14 protein-coding genes are annotated in these 20,063 nt (G+C 49.5%); 10 read left to right on the top strand and 4 right to left on the bottom strand.

All coding sequences use genetic code 11. The annotated features are described in order from the left end of the window. Nucleotides 1–202: 202 nt before the first annotated feature. Entirely contained in the window at nucleotides 203–1,276 is a 1,074-nt protein-coding gene (locus BFJ94_RS03260) for a bifunctional 3-deoxy-7-phosphoheptulonate synthase/chorismate mutase (protein ID WP_120461155.1), read from the top strand. Here BFJ94_RS03260 and BFJ94_RS03255 read toward each other — a convergent pair. Continuing rightward, complete coding sequence (locus tag BFJ94_RS03255; RefSeq protein ID WP_120461153.1) at nucleotides 1,262–2,341, bottom strand: lactonase family protein; 1,080 nt, start codon at nucleotides 2,339–2,341, stop codon at nucleotides 1,262–1,264. The two genes, BFJ94_RS03260 and BFJ94_RS03255, sit on opposite strands and share 15 nt — an antisense overlap. A 158-nt stretch (nucleotides 2,342–2,499) precedes the next feature. On the opposite strand from BFJ94_RS03255, the gene BFJ94_RS03250 reads away from it, so the two are divergent. Continuing rightward, nucleotides 2,500–2,871 (top strand): LytTR family transcriptional regulator DNA-binding domain-containing protein, encoded by a 372-nt coding sequence (locus BFJ94_RS03250; RefSeq protein ID WP_120461152.1) that lies wholly within the window; start codon nucleotides 2,500–2,502, stop codon nucleotides 2,869–2,871. Between the two features lie 88 nt (nucleotides 2,872–2,959). On the opposite strand, the gene BFJ94_RS03245 is transcribed toward BFJ94_RS03250, so the two are convergent. Then, nucleotides 2,960–3,967, bottom strand: coding sequence for an aldose 1-epimerase (locus tag BFJ94_RS03245; protein WP_120461150.1), 1,008 nt, complete (start codon nucleotides 3,965–3,967; stop codon nucleotides 2,960–2,962). Nucleotides 3,968–4,156: 189 nt separating this feature from the next. Here BFJ94_RS03245 and BFJ94_RS03240 point away from each other — a divergent pair, with 189 nt between their 5' ends. The 4 genes from BFJ94_RS03240 to BFJ94_RS03225 all read left to right on the top strand — a co-directional run bounded on the left by BFJ94_RS03240 (nucleotide 4,157) and on the right by BFJ94_RS03225 (nucleotide 11,760). After that, nucleotides 4,157–5,080, top strand: coding sequence for a C40 family peptidase (locus tag BFJ94_RS03240; protein WP_120461148.1), 924 nt, complete (start codon nucleotides 4,157–4,159; stop codon nucleotides 5,078–5,080). A 230-nt stretch (nucleotides 5,081–5,310) separates the two neighbouring features. Further along, the gene (locus BFJ94_RS03235; RefSeq protein WP_120461146.1) at nucleotides 5,311–6,213 is read left to right on the top strand and encodes a molecular chaperone DnaJ; all 903 of its coding nucleotides are present in this window, start codon (nucleotides 5,311–5,313) and stop codon (nucleotides 6,211–6,213) included. A gap of 198 nt (nucleotides 6,214–6,411) precedes the next feature. Then, a complete protein-coding gene (gene tnpA / locus BFJ94_RS03230) occupies nucleotides 6,412–6,885 on the top strand; it encodes an IS200/IS605 family transposase (protein ID WP_120460925.1) in 474 nt (157 codons plus the stop codon). A 432-nt stretch (nucleotides 6,886–7,317) separates the two neighbouring features. Continuing rightward, nucleotides 7,318–11,760: a family 10 glycosylhydrolase gene (locus tag BFJ94_RS03225; protein WP_120461144.1), complete on the top strand. Its 4,443-nt coding sequence runs from the start codon at nucleotides 7,318–7,320 to the stop codon at nucleotides 11,758–11,760. A 645-nt stretch (nucleotides 11,761–12,405) separates the two neighbouring features. On the opposite strand, the gene BFJ94_RS03215 is transcribed toward BFJ94_RS03225, so the two are convergent. Further along, nucleotides 12,406–13,926: a DHA2 family efflux MFS transporter permease subunit gene (locus BFJ94_RS03215; protein ID WP_120461140.1), complete on the bottom strand. Its 1,521-nt coding sequence runs from the start codon at nucleotides 13,924–13,926 to the stop codon at nucleotides 12,406–12,408. Next, nucleotides 13,916–14,371: a MarR family winged helix-turn-helix transcriptional regulator gene (locus BFJ94_RS03210; RefSeq protein ID WP_229717095.1), complete on the bottom strand. Its 456-nt coding sequence runs from the start codon at nucleotides 14,369–14,371 to the stop codon at nucleotides 13,916–13,918. Before BFJ94_RS03210 ends, BFJ94_RS03215 begins: the two co-directional genes overlap by 11 nt. A 258-nt stretch (nucleotides 14,372–14,629) precedes the next feature. Here BFJ94_RS03210 and BFJ94_RS03205 point away from each other — a divergent pair, with 258 nt between their 5' ends. From BFJ94_RS03205 to BFJ94_RS03190, 4 genes are all read left to right on the top strand, one after another. Then, nucleotides 14,630–15,619 (top strand): sugar-binding protein, encoded by a 990-nt coding sequence (locus tag BFJ94_RS03205; protein WP_120461136.1) that lies wholly within the window; start codon nucleotides 14,630–14,632, stop codon nucleotides 15,617–15,619. Next, a complete protein-coding gene (locus tag BFJ94_RS03200; RefSeq protein WP_120461134.1) occupies nucleotides 15,616–17,079 on the top strand; it encodes a sensor histidine kinase in 1,464 nt (487 codons plus the stop codon). Before BFJ94_RS03205 ends, BFJ94_RS03200 begins: the two co-directional genes overlap by 4 nt. Then, entirely contained in the window at nucleotides 17,054–18,424 is a 1,371-nt protein-coding gene (locus tag BFJ94_RS03195) for an AraC family transcriptional regulator (RefSeq protein ID WP_120461132.1), read from the top strand. Before BFJ94_RS03200 ends, BFJ94_RS03195 begins: the two co-directional genes overlap by 26 nt. A gap of 218 nt (nucleotides 18,425–18,642) precedes the next feature. Further along, nucleotides 18,643–19,995, top strand: a complete 1,353-nt coding sequence (locus tag BFJ94_RS03190) for an ABC transporter substrate-binding protein (protein WP_120461129.1) — start codon at nucleotides 18,643–18,645, stop codon at nucleotides 19,993–19,995. The last annotated feature ends 68 nt before the right edge of the window (nucleotides 19,996–20,063 follow it).

Raw genomic sequence — 20,063 nt, 5'->3', positions numbered from 1 at the left:
TAGGGAATTCCGGCCGCACACCGTTATCTGTGTCCTAAGCTGAGAAACAATAAGGTTGTCTAACAAGGGTGGTACCGCGGAGAAATCCGTCCCTTGATGGACTGCCTTTTTTTGTTTTAGAGAGGCCTGTCGAACAACTTGCATCCTATCATTCTTAGAAATACGCTGTGTAAAAATACAAAAATTTAAGGAGTGTTGAGGCATGAACACAAATTTGGAGGAACTGCGCACCAAGCTGGATACTGTGAATAAGGAGCTGTTAAGACTGCTTAATGAGCGGGCTGAGGTCGTTCAGGCGATTGGAGAAATCAAAGAGAAGCAAGGCGTGCCTAAATTCGATCCGGTACGGGAAAGAAAAATGCTGGATGAACTGGCTGAACTCAATCCTGGACCATTCAGAGATGCTTCTATCAAGCATATTTTCAAGGAAATATTCAAAGCGTCCCTGAATCTGCAAGAGGAGGAGCATAAGCGTCAATTGCTGGTCAGCCGCAAGAAGCAGCCTGAGAATACTGTAATCGATATCAAAGGGACGCTGATCGGTGGCTCTGCGCAGGTCATGATCGCCGGACCATGTTCCGTGGAATCTTACGAGCAACTGAGAACCGTAGCTGCAGCGCTAAAAGAAGCGGGCATTAAAATCATGAGAGGCGGCGCCTTCAAGCCGAGAACCTCGCCTTATGATTTCCAAGGGCTTGGTGTCGAAGGATTGAAGATGCTCAAGGAAGTCGCCGATGAATTCGGTCTCGTGACGATCAGCGAAATTGTGCATCCGGCTCATATCGAGCTTGCTGAGCAATACATCGATGTTATCCAGATCGGCGCACGCAATATGCAGAACTTCGAGCTGCTGAAAGCGGCTGGCGAAGCTAAAATCCCGGTGCTGCTGAAAAGAGGTATCGCCGCGACGCTGGAGGAATTCGTCCATGCCGCTGAATACATCGCCGTTAAAGGCAATAGCCAGCTTATGCTGATCGAACGCGGCATCCGGACTTACGAGAAATGGACCCGCAACACATTGGACATTTCTGCTGTTCCGCTGCTTAAGCAGGAGACTCATCTGCCGGTTCTCGTCGATGTCAGCCACTCCACTGGACGCAAGGATATACTGCTCCCATGCGCCAAAGCAGCTCTGGCGGCCGGTGCCGACGGTGTGATGGTCGAGGTTCACCCCGATCCACAGACCGCCTTGTCCGATGCCGCCCAGCAGCTTGACATTCCGCAATTCCAACAGCTCTGGGATGGAATCCGGAAATCCGGTTTATTTACGGAATAATTCCGCTTTTACGTAGACGGGCTTAGATACTTCAGTTGTATGCCCGGTGAACGTCAGCTTGCCGCTGTCCCGATCAATTCGGAACAATGCCAGATTGTTAGAATCACGGTTAGCGGCAAGCAAATGCTCACCGTCCGGTGTGATGGTGAAATGACGCGGATGCCCTCCCTCGGACGAGACAAATTGCACGAGGGATAATCTTCCGCTCGCCGGATCAATGGCAAATTGCACGATGCTGTCATGTCCACGGTTGGAGCCGTAGAGGAATCGACCATCCTGGGAAACCGCCACCTCCGCCGTCGTATTCTCGCCTGCAAAATCGGCGGGCAGCGATGAGAGGGTCTCCAGCTCCGTCAAACTGCCTTGCTCAGCATCAAAGGCAAAGGCGGTAATCGTAGAACCTACCTCATTAATGGAATACAGCCATTTCCCGTTAGGGTGAAAAGCCAGATGACGCGGTCCGCTTGCTGGCTTCATGACTGCCTCACTGCGGTATATCAGCTTGCCCTGCTCCTGGTCCAGTTCATAGATACGAATCAAATCCAGACCCAAATCGGCAACGAGAGCAAACCGGTTATGCGGACTAAATTGGACGGAATGCGGATGCGGGCGATCCTGACGAACCGGATCAGCGCCATGGCCTGTATGCTGCTGCACATCGACCAGCCCGGCGACTGTACCATCTTCAGCGATCTGAACCAGGCCGATATTGCCGCCATGATAGCCGGATACGGCCAAGTACTTATGATGATGATCGATCTGAATATGGGAGCTCGAAGGCTGAATAGTAAGAGCCCGATTAAGCTCGGTCAGCTTGCCCTGCTCTGGATCAATGGAGTAAGCAGCTACTTCCCCGATTCTCTCTCCATGCTCATTCTTCGTCTCCGAAATGGCATAGAGCTTCTTACCTGGCTTGTCCACACTGACAAAAGTCGGATTCTTCAACCCCGACGCACTATCGAGGTACTTCATCTCCCCAGTAGCCAAGTCCAGCTCATACATATATATTCCGGGGTCCGCTGCCTCGGCATATGAACCTATGAATAACGATAATTTCTCTGACATCAAGAACACGCCTCCTTTTAATCATCCTACATATCTTCTTATTTTTTCTCACTTTGGTCAAAAAGTCCAGTCCTGCCCGAAAAAATTTCCTGTTCAAAAGCTTGAAAATATGGTATACTGTAAGCGCTTCCACAACATCTTCTGAAGGGGGTTTTAGAATGATGACTGTCGGACTGGAAGAAAGGAATGTATATGAGGATCTGGATCCCCATGATACATATTTCTTCAAAATTGGAGGTCATGGCTTAGTTTGCTTTCATGGCAGAAACTACAGTATAAAAAAGAGACTTACTGCCGAACAAACCTCAACGATGATCTCGGACTCTTCGTTTTATCGGATTAGCACGAACTGCTACGTCAACCTGTTCAAGATTTCTGAAATCCGGGATAACACCTTGTTATTCCGCGATGAAATTCACGGGATCAAGACGATTAATGTTCCCCGCAGAAATCTGGAACAGATCAGGCGGCTAATCCCTCGTAACCACAGCAAAGACGTAGAGACTGATCCGGTCCATCAGGTCGGATGAATGTGTTCCCGTCTTAGCGGAACGGACAGCAAAACAGCCGGAAAGCGTCAGCTTAGACGTGATCCGGCTGTTTTCACGTTTCACAGCTCTAGTGAGCTGTATTTGACTTCAAATAGAATCTCGCTGTCTCCTCCCAAATCTCCCCCGGAGCAAGACTGAACAGGCCGATTTCATCGGCAGGTAAATTCATATTAGGCGCATTGACCAGGTTGATCTGCGGTTCCGGGCAGAAGAAGCCCCCGCCGGCCCCATTATTCCAGATCATCCATTGCTTATAGGAGGTTCCTACATCATATACCAAGGTAACTCCCTGCCTCGCATCGCTCAGCTCCATGCGATTTCTGCCGTTCTGCGGCACTGCCGTATAATGATTGTCCAACGAGGTGAAATAAGGGAATACTCCGCTCGTTCTCATCAACTGCTCTCCCTCGGTCAACACCTGGTATCTCCCGGTTGGCAGCTGGCGCTCATTCAATTCCCAGCGTTCCCCGATCGTCAGCTTCATAGAACAATCGCTCTCTGCGCTGTTCGGCGCGAACGGTGCATTCACCGCCGTATGGAAGGCGAATAAGCAAGGCATTTCGGCCTCCCCCTCATTCCTCACGAATAGCTGCTGTGATAAGCCTGCATCACTCAGCGAATATTTCAGCTTCACTGTGAATTTAAACGGCAGGTATTGATACATGAAATGCTGCTCATCCACCGTGATTCTCACAACCGCATAGCTCTCCTCCGCCGTCTGTCCCAGATCAACTACTTCCCAAGCGCTAGTATGTAAGTAGCCATGCAGGTGATTGCCTGTCGCCGGTTCATTAATCGGAAGCTGATACACCTTGCCCTTCCAAGGAAATTTACCATCTTCATAGCGATTCGGCGGAAAAAGTATCGGAATCCCGTGAGCGCCGGGATTGCTCTTGAAATCTTCCATCTCCCCCTCTGCTGGCTCACGCAAGAACCGGTAACCATGCTCTATATCTCGAAAAGCGATTAAGTTGCCGCCAATTCCCGGCAATAAGGCTGCTTCATATTTTCCATATCTAAGCCAAACCGCTGGCTCACCTTGATAATCTCCTCTAAAGGCCTGATTCTTCGTCACTTGAATGCATCCTCCTTCGCTGATAACAAGTCTGACTGGTAAGGATTATACAGAATCAAACTTTAAAAGTCACCCACAATGCGCATAAAAGTCATCAATAATTACATACTTCAAATGACTGAATTTTCCCCCTGCCAAGCACCACTGTTCTGCTCGATAAAACATTCAATGAATGGAGTGTTGCAAATCATGAAGAGATCCATAAGTCAAAAAATGATGCTATCGGCAGCGATATTGCTCTTGCTTACGGCCAGCATTGGCTGTTTGAGACAACCTGCCGGGCCAAAGGCTTCCTCAGTACAAGATCATGGCGCAAATGAACATCGGATCCAGGCTGATCTAGTCAAAGATACGAATGGCATCCACTGGATTCCACTGCAGCAGGTAGCCAAGGATCTCGGCCTGCGCATGCAAGAGACTGACGGCAAGATCAAGCTCGGCTATACCGATGTCATGTATGAGCTTGAGGCGGATCATGATCAGGCGCAGTCCTACGGCGAGACGGTCTCCCTGCCGAATGCTCCGATCCGCCAGGACGGGAAAATCTATGTCACCGCCAAATCCTTGGCCAAGCTGCTCGGCACTAATGTACGGACGGACGGTCAGGATGGACGTTATGTCAAGCTTGGTGCGCTGGGCAACGATGCTTCCCGCCTGCATTCATCGAATGCAGAAAATACGGAACCGGAGAGATTCAACCGTGTCAATATCCTCAGTATTTCGGAGAATAAGGATGAGCTGATCTCTTATGCCAAGCGATTCATGGGTGTCCCCTATGAATTTGGGGCCAAGCCCTACGAGCAATCGAAGACCTTCGACTGTTCCTCCTTCACCCAGCATGTATTCAAGCAGTTCGGTGAATCCTTGCCAAGATTGGCCAGAGAACAGGCCCAGCGGGGAAGCTCCGTATCTCGAAGTCAGCTTCAGCCCGGTGATCTGCTCTTCTTCAGCGTCCCGGGACGATTCGAGAGTGATAAGATCGTGGGCCATGTCGGGATATACATCGGCAATGGCGAGATGATTCACACCTGGGGGGACCCCGGCGTTCAGATCAGCTCGGTCGATCAAGGCTACTGGAAAGAGCATTTATTGTCGATGCGCAGAATATCCTAGAAAGATCATACGATTCACTTCTTATCCGGGGATCGGCGAAGGTTTCATCGATCCCCGGCTATTTTTTGCCTACATTTTGCGCCAATTACGACTTTTCGATGAACATTCAGAGCAGATCATATTACGATAATCAGGGCCAACAATTCCATTCAACCATGATTCACAGTATAATAAATTAATAGAGTTAATCTAGTTTCTACATAATAATAGTTAAGTTAGAGGAGATAATAATGAGTGATTTGAAAAAAGCTTATGAATTGCTGGGTCTCCCCGAAGATGCCTCACGGGAGGAAGTTGAGCGTGTATTCGATATTGAACTGAGGAAATCGCGCGTCAAATCTTCAGAGGACGGCGAGAATGAGTTCGATATGAAATTGAGAGCTTATAAGCTGATTACCGAGGCTGAGGATCGCAAGAGGATCGAGGAGATGAGCCGCGAACGGTTCCAGAAGTGGGGTCGGTTTGCGGGGACCGCCGAGAAAGCTGATGATTTCTTCCGAATCTATCGTACCCATATTATTGTTGGCATTATTGCAGTCCTTGTTCTTACTGCAGCTTCCATCACCTTCATTAATCACCGTCAGGAGCAGAAGCGTCTGGCTGCCCTTCCTCCAATCGACCTGTCGATCATGTATCTGGGCAATTTCATGACTGATATGAGCAATGACGGCGATGCTGCCTTGGAGCAAGCGATGCTGGATCAATTCCCGGATTGGAAGCGGATCAAGCTGATTATGACTTATCTGCCTTTAGGCGATCAGAGCATGGGCGGTTCCGAGGTGGCCTATCAGCAGAAAGCGATGGCTATGCTGGCGACCGAGAAGCCGGATATTTATATTATGGATCAGGGCTCTTATGATTGGGTCGATGGCAGCGGTGTTCTGGACAAACTCGATGCGGATGCGGACGGTGATCTGAAGCCGCTATTGCAGGAGAATAACAAGATTCTCGGCCGTAGCCCGGATGATACCGAAGATCATATCTATGCGATCGATGTGACAAACAGCAAGCTTGCCGACGCGCTTCCACTCGCTAAACAGCAAATGTATGTGGGACTGCGGGTAGATTCTGAAAATCGCGACAAGGCGATTCAATTCATCGAGCGCTATCTGCAAGAGTCAAAAACTGAGTAAAAAATATATTTGAATAGCAATATAGAGGAAACCTGCAGGCATGCAGGTTTTTTTATTATGGCTTTAGCCAGTTGAGTGCGTGAAACGCGCGAAACAAAAAACCACCCGCTATGCGGGTGGAGGGATCGAGGGTTTGACCAATAAGACCATCCCGATAGAATTGAGATGTTCAGGCTCAATTGAAAGGAATGGTCTTAGATGGCAAACAAGAGCTATAGTCTAGCTCACACGAAGTGGATGTGCAAATACCACATTGTGTTCACCCCGAAGTATAGACGGAAAGAGATCTATAATCAAGTGAGGAAAGACTTAATCGAAATTTTCAAACGTTTATGTAAGTATAAGGGAGTGGACATCCTGGAAGGTCATATGATGCCAGATCATGTACACATGCTGGTAGCGATCCCCCCAAAGATAGCCGTGTCCACATTCATGGGATATCTGAAGGGGAAAAGTTCGCTAATGATCTTTGAAAAGCACGCGCAACTAAAGTATAAATATGGGAATCGAAAATTTTGGGCAGAAGGCTATTATGTAAGTACAGTGGGCCTAAATGAAGCAACCGTAGCAAAATACATTCGTGAACAAGAAGCACATGACCAAGCAATAGATAAGTTGAGTGTAAAAGAGTACGAAGATCCGTTTAGCAGTAACAGGAGCAAAAAGAAATAAACCAGTTTAACTGGTTAGTGAAAGTGACAAATTACACTGAGCCTGAACAGATTTGTGGTCAGGCTAGCGTCTTTAGGCGCAGTTTGGCAACAGGGGGTTATACCCCAAGTGCAAACCACCCGTTGGACGGGTGGTCATGATTGTTCTTATCGCTGGAGTCCCCGTAAAATTTAAATTTGATATTGATGAGATTAAACGCTTCTGGTATAATTCGAAATGAAATTTCATTGTATAATATATTTTCAATATAATATTTTAATTCGAAATTAATTTACAACCTATACTTCTATTCTACAGCTGGATTAGACCGCCATATGTTCCTCTCTTCGTTGTGTTGAACTGCTTTTTTCATTATAGCAAGGGGGTGATTTTTACTTACAGGGCTACCAGGGCTAGCTTTCAGTTATCCAGTAGAATGAAGGAGGGAATTCATTGTTCAATTACCCGCGATTAAAAAGTAAACTGGCCATGATCATTGTCTTATTGTTATTGCTGAGTATGTTTACGAGTCTTCTTGTAAGCGCTTCACCAATAAGGTCGAATTCTGCCCCACGAGTGACGGCTGCCCAAGACATCTCTGAAACCGATTCTGCCGTCGCAGAAACACCGGAAACACCAGAAGCACTGGAACCCGTTGATCACGAAACACCCCCGGGAGATACAGATCAAGCAGGAACCCCACCAGAGCAGGAAGATCCCGACGTAGATATCACAGCCCCCTCCCCTGCTCAGCCCGACCCGGAAAGTCCTGATCCCGAAGCGCAAGCCCCGGAGGAAGCTCCCCTGCCTCCAGAAACCGAGACTAGCAATGATGGAGATGGGAACATACAGAAAGAACCCGCCGAGATTTTAGCAGAAGTAAGCGACATCGCGATTTCGTCGCATCAGCTCATGATGGAGCCTGGCGCAGAGCAGCAATTTGCAGCAAGCTTCTATGATGAGAACGGTGAGGAAGTACAAGTAGCTGAAGGACTAGAGTGGAGCGCTGATCCAGCCATTGGCCACATCACGGGTGACGGTCTCTTTTCCGCAAATAACCTGTTAGGGCAGGTGAACTACGGCTATGTGACGGCAAAATATGGTGAGCTATCCGCTCAAGCCCTCGTCCTGGTCGGCAAAGTGGCTGTCGTCATTGAAGATTTCGAGACGATGAGCCATAACGGAGTAACAAGTTTGTCCACGGGCGTCATTAATAGCAACCCGTCCAGCGTCGAATTGTCCACCCGGCCTGATCCGGTAATGCACGGTGAGCATGCAGCGAGGTTTACATACGATATGTCGGGCACCTCGGGAACCTCTGCCGCCTATGTCAGCCTGCATAACCTGGAAACGGATACGCTGTATCGACCACTGGAAGGTTATCCGATCAAGCTTGGCCTGTGGGTATATGGAGATGAGAGTGCGCATTGGCTCCGGGCCAGAATTCGCGATGTTAGCGATAAATTGGTGGCGACGATTGACTTTACTTCGACTTCTAGCTTCACTTGGGCAGGATGGAAGTATGTTACGGCCATCTTGCCAAATGATCTGACAGAACCATTCAAGATCAGCGACATATACCTGGTAGAGACGAAAAATGAGAATAAAAATGCCGGTGTTCTGTATTTTGATCGGCTTAGCGCCTTCTATTCTGATACAGATATCCTGGGCATAGATCTGAAAGGTCTGACACCCATGACAACGAATGAGTCGAAGCAAGCTAAGGTCTATATTACGAAAAATGGTAGTACCGCGCCGGAACGAGTAGATAGCGGCATTACCTTCCTGAGCAGTCATCCTGAAGTGGCATCCATCGATGATAACGGACGGGTTCAGGCCCATCGCGCTGGGCAGACGACCATTGTAGCGCTATATGGCAGTGGACAGCCGGCTCTATTCGAGCTCTCCGTCACGGAAGAAACTCCGCCTCTCGAGACGATTGAGATCTATGGACCTGAGCAGATCGAGCAAGGTCGTACGGATGATGTCCAGGTTTTGGCGAGATATAGCAATTATCCTGGGAATATCGATGTGACCGATGAAGTGCAGTTCAATAGCTTGGACACGCAAATTGCCAGTATAGAGCCTGGCGGGAAGGTGACGGGACATCTCCCAGGGACCACCACAATTACGGCGGAATATAACGGGCAGCAGGCGCAATATTCTATAGAAGTTATCGAGCCTATGCCTGTGCTTGACAAGATTGTGCTATCAGAATTGAGTGCCATGATGCTAGGTGAAGAACAACAGGCAAAAGTCACGGCCAAATATACCGTGCTTGATCAATATCGCGAGGACTTGGATAAGGACGTAACTGCGGAGACTACTTATAAAAGCAGCAAACCAGCGGTGGCGGACATCAATGCCCAAGGAATGGTCATGGCCAAAAGTATAGGAGCGACGATGATTACATCAACTTATCAGGGGAAATCCCACAGCTATGTATTGGTCGTAAATGGAGAGACGGAGACACCAAAGCGGGAGCTTCGAGCCGCCTGGATCGCTACGGTCGAGAATATCGACTGGCCGGCCAAAGGAGCGTTCGATGCTGAGCAGCAGAAGGCGGATTTCATCAAAATCCTCGATGAATTGAAGGCAGACGGGATGAATGCCATCGTCATGCAAGTTAAGCCGACGGCCGATGCTTTCTATCCTTCGCAATATGCGCCATGGTCGAAATGGCTGACGGGCAAGCAAGGCCAGGACCCTGGCTATGATCCACTCGCCTTCATGATCGAAGAGGCACATCAGCGGAATTTGGAATTTCACGCCTGGTTCAATCCGTACCGGGCAAGCATGGAGCCGGATATCAATAGCCTGATTCCGGAGCATCCGCTGCGCCAGCATGAGGATTGGCTGCTTACCTATGGCGGTAAGCTCATTATGGATCCTGGCCTGCCTGAGACCCAGCAATATATTATCGATAGCATCCTGGAAGTCGTGCACAACTATGATATTGATGCCGTGCACTTCGACGATTACTTCTACCCCTATCCGGTCGCAGGGGTCAATTTCCCCGACGATGCTTCCTATAGTAAGTATGGAAACGGGATGAACCGCGACGATTGGCGCAGGAATAACGTCAATACGCTGATCGAGCATTTATCCAAAGCGATCAAAGCCGAGAAGCCTTATGTACAATTCGGGATCAGCCCATTTGGCATCTGGAAGAATATGTCCTCTGATCCGGAAGGCTCGGATACTAAAGGCACCGAGAGCTACCATGCGATCTATGCGGATACACGTAAATGGGTACAGGAGGAATGGATTGACTATATTGCTCCGCAGATTTACTGGTACTTCAATTATGGGCCTGCCGCCTATGAGAATCTGGCGGATTGGTGGGCGCAGCAGGTAGAGGGCAAGAATGTGCACTTATACATCGGTCATGCCGCCTATCGAATCGGGGCGGATGATCCGAACTGGCTCGATCCAGAGCAGATGCCGAATCAGATTCTATTCAACCGGAATTTTGACAATGTAAAAGGCAGCATCTTCTTCTCGACGCAAAGCCTGCGCAATAATCCGTTAGGCTTCCAGGATAAGCTGCGGGAAGACCTCTATGCTGCCCCGGCGCTGATTCCCGAGATGAACTGGCTTAAGCTAGGCAAGCCGGAAGCGCCGACGGAAGTGACAGGAACCCCTGTAGCCTCAGGAATTCAGCTGAGCTGGCCGGAGACGCAGGAGGAAGCGAATTACTATGTGATCTACCGAAGTATTGGAGATCAAGCTCCAGATATCGATAATCCGAGTCATATTTATCAACAGGTGCATAGAGCCGATAGTCAGAAACAGCAATTTATCGATCATAAAGTGGAACAAGGCAAGAGCTATACTTACAGGATTACATCGCTCAATCGCGCGCATCAGGAAAGCGCCGCAAGCCAGCCTGTTACTGTTGAGGCCAAGGAGCAGGAACCGATTCAATCCGTCGAGTTTGAAAAGATACCTGCATTGTATCCAGGCAATACCCATCAAGCATCCATTAAGGCGGTATATGAGGATAGAACAGAGCTGCTGCCGATCAGTGCTGATGTAGAGTTCTCCAGCAGCCATACGAATGTGGCGACCATCGACCAGAGCGGATTGGTCAAGGCGATCGCCGCAGGTAAAACGACACTTACCGTGAAATATCAATCATGGTCTGCCTCCTATGAGCTCACTGTCTTAAGTAGCGGCACCGATGGCGGAGATTCCGGCGGTTCTGGCGGCTCGGGAAATTCGGGAGGTTCAGGAGGTTCAGGTAATAACTCTGGAAGCAGTCCATCAACCAATCCGCCTACAAGTCCCCCTGAGGGAGAGGATACTGACAATAGCACATCTCCAGATAGTGAGTCCCCAGAGTCTCCGAGCGTCACCTTATCCGATATTTCTGGCCACTGGGCTGAGAAGTACATCCAACAAGCGATTCAACGGAGACTGATCAACGGCTATGATGATGGAAGCTTCAGGCCTGATCAGAGCGTCAATCGCGGAGAATTCGCTGTTATGCTGAGCCGAGCCTTGAAGCTGGAGGGTGCTGGAGCCGATATCTCATTTGCCGATTCGGGCAAAATAGCGGCCTGGGCAAAGCCGCATATAGCCAGAGTGATCGAGGCCAGCATTATTAACGGCTATCAAGACCATACCTTCAGGCCGAATCAAGCGATCAACCGCGCGGAATTGGCGACTATGATCGTTCGGGCATTAGGGATCGAGCCTGATGCGAAGGCAGAGCAAGAGCTGCCATTCACTGACGAGAAATCCATTCCAGCATGGGCCCGTCCATATGTAGCTGCCGCGTATCACGCGGGCATCGTTCAGGGCAGAGCCGATCAGACCTTCGCTCCGAATGAAAGTGCTACTCGCGCAGAGGCTGTCGTGATGATTTTGCGCATGCTGCAGTTTATGGAGTAATAGGGGTAACTTTTCTGTGGGCCAAAGCCACAATCCCAAACTCAGTATGAACCTTCTCTAGCCCCCGCAAGGAGAACCGACGGAACGAGCCAGGACTTTCCACTGACAAGCGGTCAAAAATGACCGTTAGAGCATGAAAACAACAACTACGCTCTTCTAACGGACACTTTTGACCCTTAGAAGCACAAAATGCAATTTCTCGCGACAAATCCCCTTGTAATGGACATCATTGTCCGTTACAAGGGAAAGGATGCCACAGGATCAACGCTAACGGACAATGATGTCCGTGTCCGAGTGATCCGGCCAGAACAGGGGGATGTTCACATTTTAGGGCACGCAAAAGGGGCGCCTTTCAAGTCGGAAACTCGACTTTTGAGACAGCCCCATTTGCTTATCGCTCGCTGAGCCCAAAGGATGCAAATATGCAGGCTTTTGAGCACCAAACCGCCTATTTTTATGAAATTCCTGCTAATATGCAGGCTTTTAGTCACTTTCAGCCAGAATCGAGCTCCATTTTATGAAAAGCCTGCATTTCTGCAGGAATTTCCTATTTCACCCGCTCACCACGGGCAAAAAGCTGCATTTTTGCAGGAATTATCGGGCCACGTGATCCAAACGCGCCGAGCCAATTGATCTGGCGCTCGATTACGCCCTCGCCGGCTTCGCGGCAACGCCTTCCGCACCCTTCTGCCCACGGTCAATCTTCACCTTGCGGATGAAGAAGGACAGGATGAAGGCCACTGCGGTAATTCCGGTCGCAATTACGAAGGCATAATCGATGCCGACAATCGTCGCTTCCTTCGTAATATGCGCCAGCTGCTGCGCATTCGCCGGATCCTGCGGATCGATGCCTGCAGCGATAACCTGTGCTGTCGCCTCGCTCTTCGTCCGTGCGGTCATCACCGACACGAGCAGCGCTGTACCCAAGGCGCCGGCGATGGTTCGCAAGGTGTTGGACATCGCGGTACCATGGGCGTTCAGCTTCGCCGGAAGCTGATTCAGCCCAGCCGTCTGAATCGGCATCATCAACAGCGACATCCCGAACATCCGCACCGTATACATCATCAGCAGATGAAGATAGCTTGTGCTATCCGTCAATCGGCTGAATTCCCAAGTCGTCACGATCGTAATTCCCAGACCGACAACTGCCAGCCATCTGGCCCCGATTTTATCAAAAATCATACCGGTAATCGGTGACATCAGCCCCATCAGTAAAGCGCCGGGCATGAGCAGCAACCCCGCCTGCAGCGGTGTGAAGCCGCGAATATTCTGCAAGTAAATCGGCAGCAATATCATAGCCGCATATAGCGCCATCGTCACCACCACATTGATCACCGTCGTTAGAGAGAACATATCGTACTTGAATACCCTGAATTCGAGCATCGGATGCTCGCTTCGAAGTTGACGCAGCAGGAACAATGCCAGGGCAACGATGCCAATCACTAGAGTAATAATAACAATTTGCGATCCCCAGCCCTTGCTTCCCGCCTCGCTAAATCCATACAGCACTCCGCCGAAGCCCAGCGTCGACAGAATGACTGACATCTTATCCAGCTTGGGACGAGAAACCTCCGTCACATTCTTCATGAAGATCATGCCTAGGATAATCGACAGGATGGCAAACGGCAAGATAATCCAGAATAAAGTATGCCAGGACTGATGCTGGATGACCCAACCGGATAGAGTCGGACCGATGGCTGGAGCGAAGTTCAGCGCAATCCCCATCGTCCCCATCGCCTGTCCGCGCTTCTCAATCGGGAAGATGGTCAGAAAGACGACCGCCATCATCGGCATTAAAATCCCGGCGCCCGCAGCCTGAATAAGACGTCCGATCAATACGATGGTGAAATTCGAGCCGATCCCGCACACCAGCGTCCCTAGTGCAAACAAGCTCATCGCTGAAATGAATAAGGCGCGCGTCGTAAAGCGCTCCATTAAATAAGCACTGACCGGAATCAGCACCCCATTGACCAGCATGAAGCCGGTCGTCAGCCATTGGATCGTGGTCGTTGAGACATTTAGATCCGCCATCATTTTAGGAAGTGCCACATTCATTAAGGTTTGATTCAAAATAGCAACAAATGCCCCGATCATCAAGGCCATGACGATGGGCCATCTTTTAAAGGGTAATCCTGATGTATTTGAAGTATTTGATTTATTGTTCATCTATAGCTCCTTCTCTCATTTTGTCAAAAATTTCTATAATCCTGCGATGCGTGCTTAACATCTGCCTCAAATCATCCTCTCCTATATCTAGGATGCCAGAAACGGCTTCTGTATATTTCATTTCTATCTGAAATTCTGCCTCTCTCCCCTTCTCTGTGACGCATAGAATCACGGATCTTCGGTCCGTCTCTGAACGGGTGCGCTCCACCATCCCCGCCTTCACCAGCCGATCGATAATCCCGCTCACCGTGCTGTTGCCCAGCTTCATTCGTTCCGCAAGTTCTGTAATGCCGATATTCGGATGCTTGATGATTGCCCGCAATGTCATATATTGAATCGCTGTAATTCCCTGCTGATCCGCCTGCGAGGACAATAATTGATAAGAGCCCCGTTTAATCTCGCGAAAAGAGTCCAGGACCTCCTGTATTATGCTTCTCTCCTCCAACTTCAACCATCCTTTTAATTTTATTTATATAAATTAATATTTCGTATACGAAATATCTTGCATTACATATTTAACTTTTTTAAAGTCCAATTGTCAATAGTTTTTTCTGAAATTTCTCGATTGATTTTCATACTTCTAACATATTTTGCTAATTTCCTTTTATTTCTGCTTGTCCACGTAAGTACTTAAAATCTGTAGTATTCAGCGTTATAATACATCTTTGAAAACGCATACAAATTAGAGGGAGGGAAAATGGTAATGTCAGACAAGAAATGGGCCTTGGCTCTAGCCGTTCTGTTCATGGCCTTCATCTATTTACTAGTACAATTTATGATGTCGAATTATAAGAACCAAGCTCTTGTTCAGAGATTGATCGAGAATGAAACGAACCCGCGCTCCAGACCTCATGTCATGTTAATCTCCCAGGAGCTTGACAATCCTTATTGGCGGACTGTGGAGAAGGGCGCTCGGGACGCAGCCGATCAGCTCGGCATCGCCCTGGAATACGTCGGCCCGTTACGCTTGAATCAGGATGAACAGACGAAGCTGCTCGAGAAGGCCATCGCCGCTAAGGTCGATGCGATCCTGCTCCAGGGTGTCCGCAGTATCGCCTACAGCCGTTTGATCAATAAAGCTGTCGAGCAAGGAATTCCCGTCATTACGGTCGATACCGACTCACCGGATAGCAAGAGAATCGCCTATGTCGGCTCCGACAATATCGCTTCAGGAGCGAGGCTCGGACGCCTGGTCAAGGATACCCATACTGGTCCGGGCAAGATCGGCATCATTCTCGGCAGCAATCTTGCCGAGAATCAAATGCTGCGGCTGGAGGGCTTCCGCTCGGTCATCAGCACACAGCGGGATTTACAAATCGTAGATATACGTGCTTCGAACCTATCCCGCATCGAAGCTGCACAGAAGACGGCCGAGATGCTATTCATGCATGCAGACATTAATATTATCGTCGGCTTAAGCGAACTGGACGCCGGCGGTATCCTGCAGGCCGTCCGCAACTCCGGCTTGGAAGGCAAGATCGATATCTTCGGCTTCGATGATTCCGAAGGAACGAAGGAGGCCCTTCAGCGTGGCGAGATTCGGGCGACTATCGTGCAGAAGCCCTATCAGATGGGCCATGAAGCACTCAGCTTGCTGCACCTGGTACTACAGGGCGAACATCCTGCCGGGAACCACTACACCAGCTATGAGGTATTGAGCGCACCACCGCTCCTGAAGGAGCAGCAGCCATGAATATCCGCACGAAATTATTCGTATTCATTCCGATCTTGGTCATTCTAGTCAGCAGTGTCACTTATTTTATTTTTCATAGCAGCAAGACCATTCAAGAGAGCTATAACCTGATGATGGAGCGAATTCTCGTCTATAAAGCGATCTCTAGCCAGACCCAGGACAATCTGCGTACACTGAGCAACTACTTGATCAATCAGGAGGAATCGACGTATCACGATATTCTGAAGCAGCGGGGGGAATTGCAGGCTCTCCAGCGTACGCTTAGGAGCAAGATGCACACGAGCATCAATCTGACCCAGATTACGAACTATGAGAATATGCTCGACTCCTTCCTGGAGAAGGAAATCGAAGTGCTGGAAGCTTCCGATGTACAGGGGCTGCAATCCTATGTCGCCCTATATGAAGAGACGGAGAAAATCGCCGGCATGATCCGGGAGCAAGGCCAATCCCTCGTCGATCTGGAACTGACGAATTATCAGCCCTATTACAAGCAAATTCTCGTCAATTCACAGCGCATGAATTCACTCGGTCTCTCCTTGTTCATCGTCAATATTCTCATGTGCATCGTATTTGTGATTTGGCTGTCGCGCAGCATTACAAGGCCGATCAATGCCCTCGTCCGTATGGCCAAGCAGATCTCCAAAGGAAATCTGCATATTACTCCACCACAGTTCCGGCATGACGATGAATTCCGCATTCTGTCCGATGCCTTCCATCAAATGCTGGCCAACATTCGCGAGCTAATCGCCAAGGACAAGGAGAATCTAGAGCGGGATCGTCTCGTTAAAGAGCTGGAGCTCAAAGCATTACAGAGTCAGATTAACCCTCATTTTCTGTTCAATACCTTGAATGTCCTGTCGAAGCTGGCTCTCATTGAAGGTGCTGATAAAACAAGCAATTTGACCATCTCGGTCTCCAATCTGCTGCGCTATAATCTGCGCAAGCTTGATCAACCCGTAACCCTCCATGAAGAAGTGGAGCATACCAAGGAATACTTCGCCATTCAGCATGCCCGCTTCCGGGAACGGATTCACTTCGAGCTTCATATCGATGAAGCGGCATTGGAACAGCAAATACCTTGTCTCTCACTGCAGCCGATTATTGAGAATGCATTCGTCCACGGCGTCGAAGGAATGGAGATCGGGGCCAAGGTCAGCCTAACAATCCGCCAGGCACCCGATCGCACCGTCATTATAATTGCTGACAATGGAGCCGGTATGACGGATGAGATCCGCCGCTCCCTGCTCGATGTCGACCGCGTCGCCCCCTTCTCCATTGAAGCGAATAGCCGTTCCACAGGACTCGGCTTGCACAATGTGTTCAAACGGCTGCGTCTCTTCTATGGAGCCGATGACATCATCGGAATCGAGAGCCAATTAGGTCAAGGAGCAACTGTAACACTGCGATTGCCCATTCTGAAAGGAGGCTTAACCCATGTACCGGATGTTAATAGCAGATGATGAAGCGCTGGAACGGGAAGGGCTGGAGCTGATTATTTCCCGGGCCATGCCTGGCATATTCGAGATTATGCACGCCGAGAACGGCCGTATGGCCATTCAGCTAGCCAAGGAATGTCGGCCCGATATCGTGCTGATGGACGTCAAGATGCCCGGTATTCAAGGACTGGATGCGCTTAGAGACATTGGAGCGATGAATCCCTCTGTGAAGATGGTGCTCGTGACGGCCTATGATTATTTCGCCTATGCGAAGCAGGCTCTGGTGCTCGGAGTTAAGGACTATATCGTCAAGCCAGCCAAACCGGAACAGATCCTGTCCACCTTAACCAAGCTGCTCCGTGAACTCGAGCAGGAGAAGGATCATAGATTCGCAGAGCTAAGGAGGCAAGATCGCTATACGCAATTAATGCCCTTGATCGAGAATGAATTGTCGATGATGGTGATCACCGATCAGATTCAGGAGCTGTCTCTGGAGCAGATGGCGGAATATGCTGATTTCCATATGGATCGCTGCCTTTCTGCAGTAATCATCTTCAATGAGCAGGAGACCTCCTCCTTCTCTGAGGAACAACAGCGCGAGCAGCTGGAGCTAGTATATCAGGATATCAAACGGGCGCTGGATAAATACCCTTCTTCTTTTTCCAGTCCGATTATCCAACAGCATATAGCACTCTTCATCCCCTTTCCTGAACATACACTGTTCACAAAGGCGGATATTAACGCCTGGGGCATCCGGTTGATCGAAGACTTGCAGCGCAGCTATGCATTGAAGTTATATGCCGGATTCGGCGCTTTGAAGTCAAATATCAGACAATTGCGTGAATCCTACCGTGAAGCGCTCTGTGCCGCGGATTATGCAAGTACAAAGCAGCCTCCTGCGTCCTGTGTTATTTATTCGGATATCGCCGACCTGCTTGAGCCCGCAGCCCTGGAGAAGGCCTATCACAGAAGATGGGGCACTGTGAGTAGCAGCTCCCTGCTGCATACCGCCATGGAACAGGCTCATCATGCACGCGAGCAGGCGGCAAATTCCCTGATCGAACAGGCCAAGTCCTATATTGACACGCATTTTGTCGATGAATTGTCCATGGAGGAGGTTGCCGAACAGGTGCATTTAAATCCTTTTTATTTCAGTAAATTATTCAAGCAGCATATCGGACAGACCTTCACCGACTATGTGACCCAGTCTCGTATTACATTAGCCAGAAGCCTTCTGGAAGAGAACGACCTATCTCTTAAGGAGATTAGCTACCAGGTTGGGTACAAGGATCCGAATTATTTCAGCCGCGTCTTCAAGAAGGTTACAGGACTGGCGCCTACGGAATATCGTAATTGCTATATCAAGTGAAGCTCTGCATGGATTCTCATGCACTGAACAGGACATATAAATGCTAAACCATGAAATTTCCAATGAAAAATATATAAAAAGCAAATAAATCCTGTCATTGCTTAAACCAGTGCTGATCTTCGGCAGGCTGCGTACAGGTACGCTATGCTATCTTCTACTTGTAAGCGATTTCTTCCAGGAATCGAATACAATTTCAATACTTGCAAGGGGGAAAGCAAATGAATAAAAGAATGATGCTGCTGGCCGTCTTCCTCGTTCTAAGCCTGCTTACGGCCGCCTGTGGCAGCTCCGGCACAAATGACAAAACGGCACTGGAGAATCAACCACAAACCAATTCCGACTCGAACTCAAAAGATAGTGCAGATAGCAGCGACGCTGATACAGCCAAGAAGTCGGTTGAGATCTTCAGCTGGTGGACAGGAGCCGGCGAGGAAGCTGGATTGCTCGGTCTAATCGATCTATTCAACCAGAAGCACCCTGACATCGAGGTGATTAATGCTGCGGTAGCCGGCGGTGCTGGCACAAATGCCAAGGCCGTGCTCGCCAGCCGAATGCAAGGCGGAGACCCTCCTGGAACATTCCAGGTGCATGGCGGAGCGGAGCTGAACACCGGCTGGGTTGCGGCTGGCAAGATGGAAAGCCTGAATGCCCTCTACGAGAGCGAAGGCTGGATGGATAAATTTCCGAAGGATCTGATCGATATGGTCAGTCACGACGGGACGATCTATTCCGTTCCGGTCAACATCCACCGCGGTAATGTGCTTTTCTACAACAAAAAAATATTCGATGATAATCATCTGACGCCACCGACTACGTTCGAGGAGTTCTTCAAGGCTGCGGATGCGCTCCAAGCGCAGGGGATCATCCCGCTTGCCCTGGGCGATAAGGAGCCTTGGACAGCGACGATGGTGTTCGAGGATGCGCTGCTCGGCGTGCTCGGCCCTGAGGATTACAAGCAGCTGTTCACTGGAGAAATCGCCTTCGATGATGCGAAGGTGAAGGATGCACTGGAGAAGACGAAGCGGATGTTCTCCTATATTAATGAAGATCATGCCGCCCGAAACTGGCAGGATGCCGCTCAACTCGTTGCCAACGGCCAGGCTGCGATGAATATTATGGGAGATTGGGCGAAGGGCTATTTCACTACAGATTTGAAGCTGCAGCCCAATGTCGATTTCGGCTGGATTGCCACACCGGATACCGGCGGCAGCTTCATGGTCATTACAGATACGTTCGGATTGCCCAAGGGAGTCAAGGATGCCAATTCAGTCGATGAATGGCTGAAGGTGCTCGGCTCCGTCGAAGGGCAGGATATTTTCAATCCGCTTAAAGGCTCGATCCCGGCACGAGTGGATGCGGATTCGAGTAAATACGATGTGTATGGACAGTCGACGATTGCCGACTTCAAGCAGTCCAGCCTGACACCGAGTCTAGCCCACGGATCAGCGGCCGCAGAGGGCTTCCTGACCCAGGTCAATCAAGTGATGACGATCTTCGTCACCAAAGGGGATGTCGATCAGGCTGCGAAATCTCTAAGGGACGCACAGGTTTCCAGCGGCATCGTCAAATAGTATTTAGTAGGGTCAGAGCATGCTCAAGGTTGAATCAACCGCATGATTCTGACCCTATTACATAGGAG

Origin of the sequence: Paenibacillus aceti, from assembly GCF_003614185.1 — a bacterium.
In the GTDB taxonomy this organism is placed as follows: Bacteria; Bacillota; Bacilli; order Paenibacillales; family Paenibacillaceae; genus Fontibacillus; species Fontibacillus aceti.
This window is presented reverse-complemented; position numbering and strand designations above follow the sequence as displayed.

Coding starts and splice junctions, on each gene's coding strand:
- BFJ94_RS03260 (WP_120461155.1), top strand. CDS start 203: ATGAACACAAATTTGGAGGAACTGCGCACCAAGCTGGATACTGTGAAT.
- BFJ94_RS03215 (WP_120461140.1), bottom strand. CDS start 13,926: ATGAACAATAAATCAAATACTTCAAATACATCAGGATTACCCTTTAAA.
- BFJ94_RS03190 (WP_120461129.1), top strand. CDS start 18,643: ATGAATAAAAGAATGATGCTGCTGGCCGTCTTCCTCGTTCTAAGCCTG.
- BFJ94_RS03200 (WP_120461134.1), top strand. CDS start 15,616: ATGAATATCCGCACGAAATTATTCGTATTCATTCCGATCTTGGTCATT.
- BFJ94_RS03255 (WP_120461153.1), bottom strand. CDS start 2,341: ATGTCAGAGAAATTATCGTTATTCATAGGTTCATATGCCGAGGCAGCG.
- BFJ94_RS03235 (WP_120461146.1), top strand. CDS start 5,311: ATGAGTGATTTGAAAAAAGCTTATGAATTGCTGGGTCTCCCCGAAGAT.
- BFJ94_RS03205 (WP_120461136.1), top strand. CDS start 14,630: ATGTCAGACAAGAAATGGGCCTTGGCTCTAGCCGTTCTGTTCATGGCC.
- BFJ94_RS03195 (WP_120461132.1), top strand. CDS start 17,054: ATGTACCGGATGTTAATAGCAGATGATGAAGCGCTGGAACGGGAAGGG.
- tnpA (WP_120460925.1), top strand. CDS start 6,412: ATGGCAAACAAGAGCTATAGTCTAGCTCACACGAAGTGGATGTGCAAA.
- BFJ94_RS03240 (WP_120461148.1), top strand. CDS start 4,157: ATGAAGAGATCCATAAGTCAAAAAATGATGCTATCGGCAGCGATATTG.
- BFJ94_RS03250 (WP_120461152.1), top strand. CDS start 2,500: ATGATGACTGTCGGACTGGAAGAAAGGAATGTATATGAGGATCTGGAT.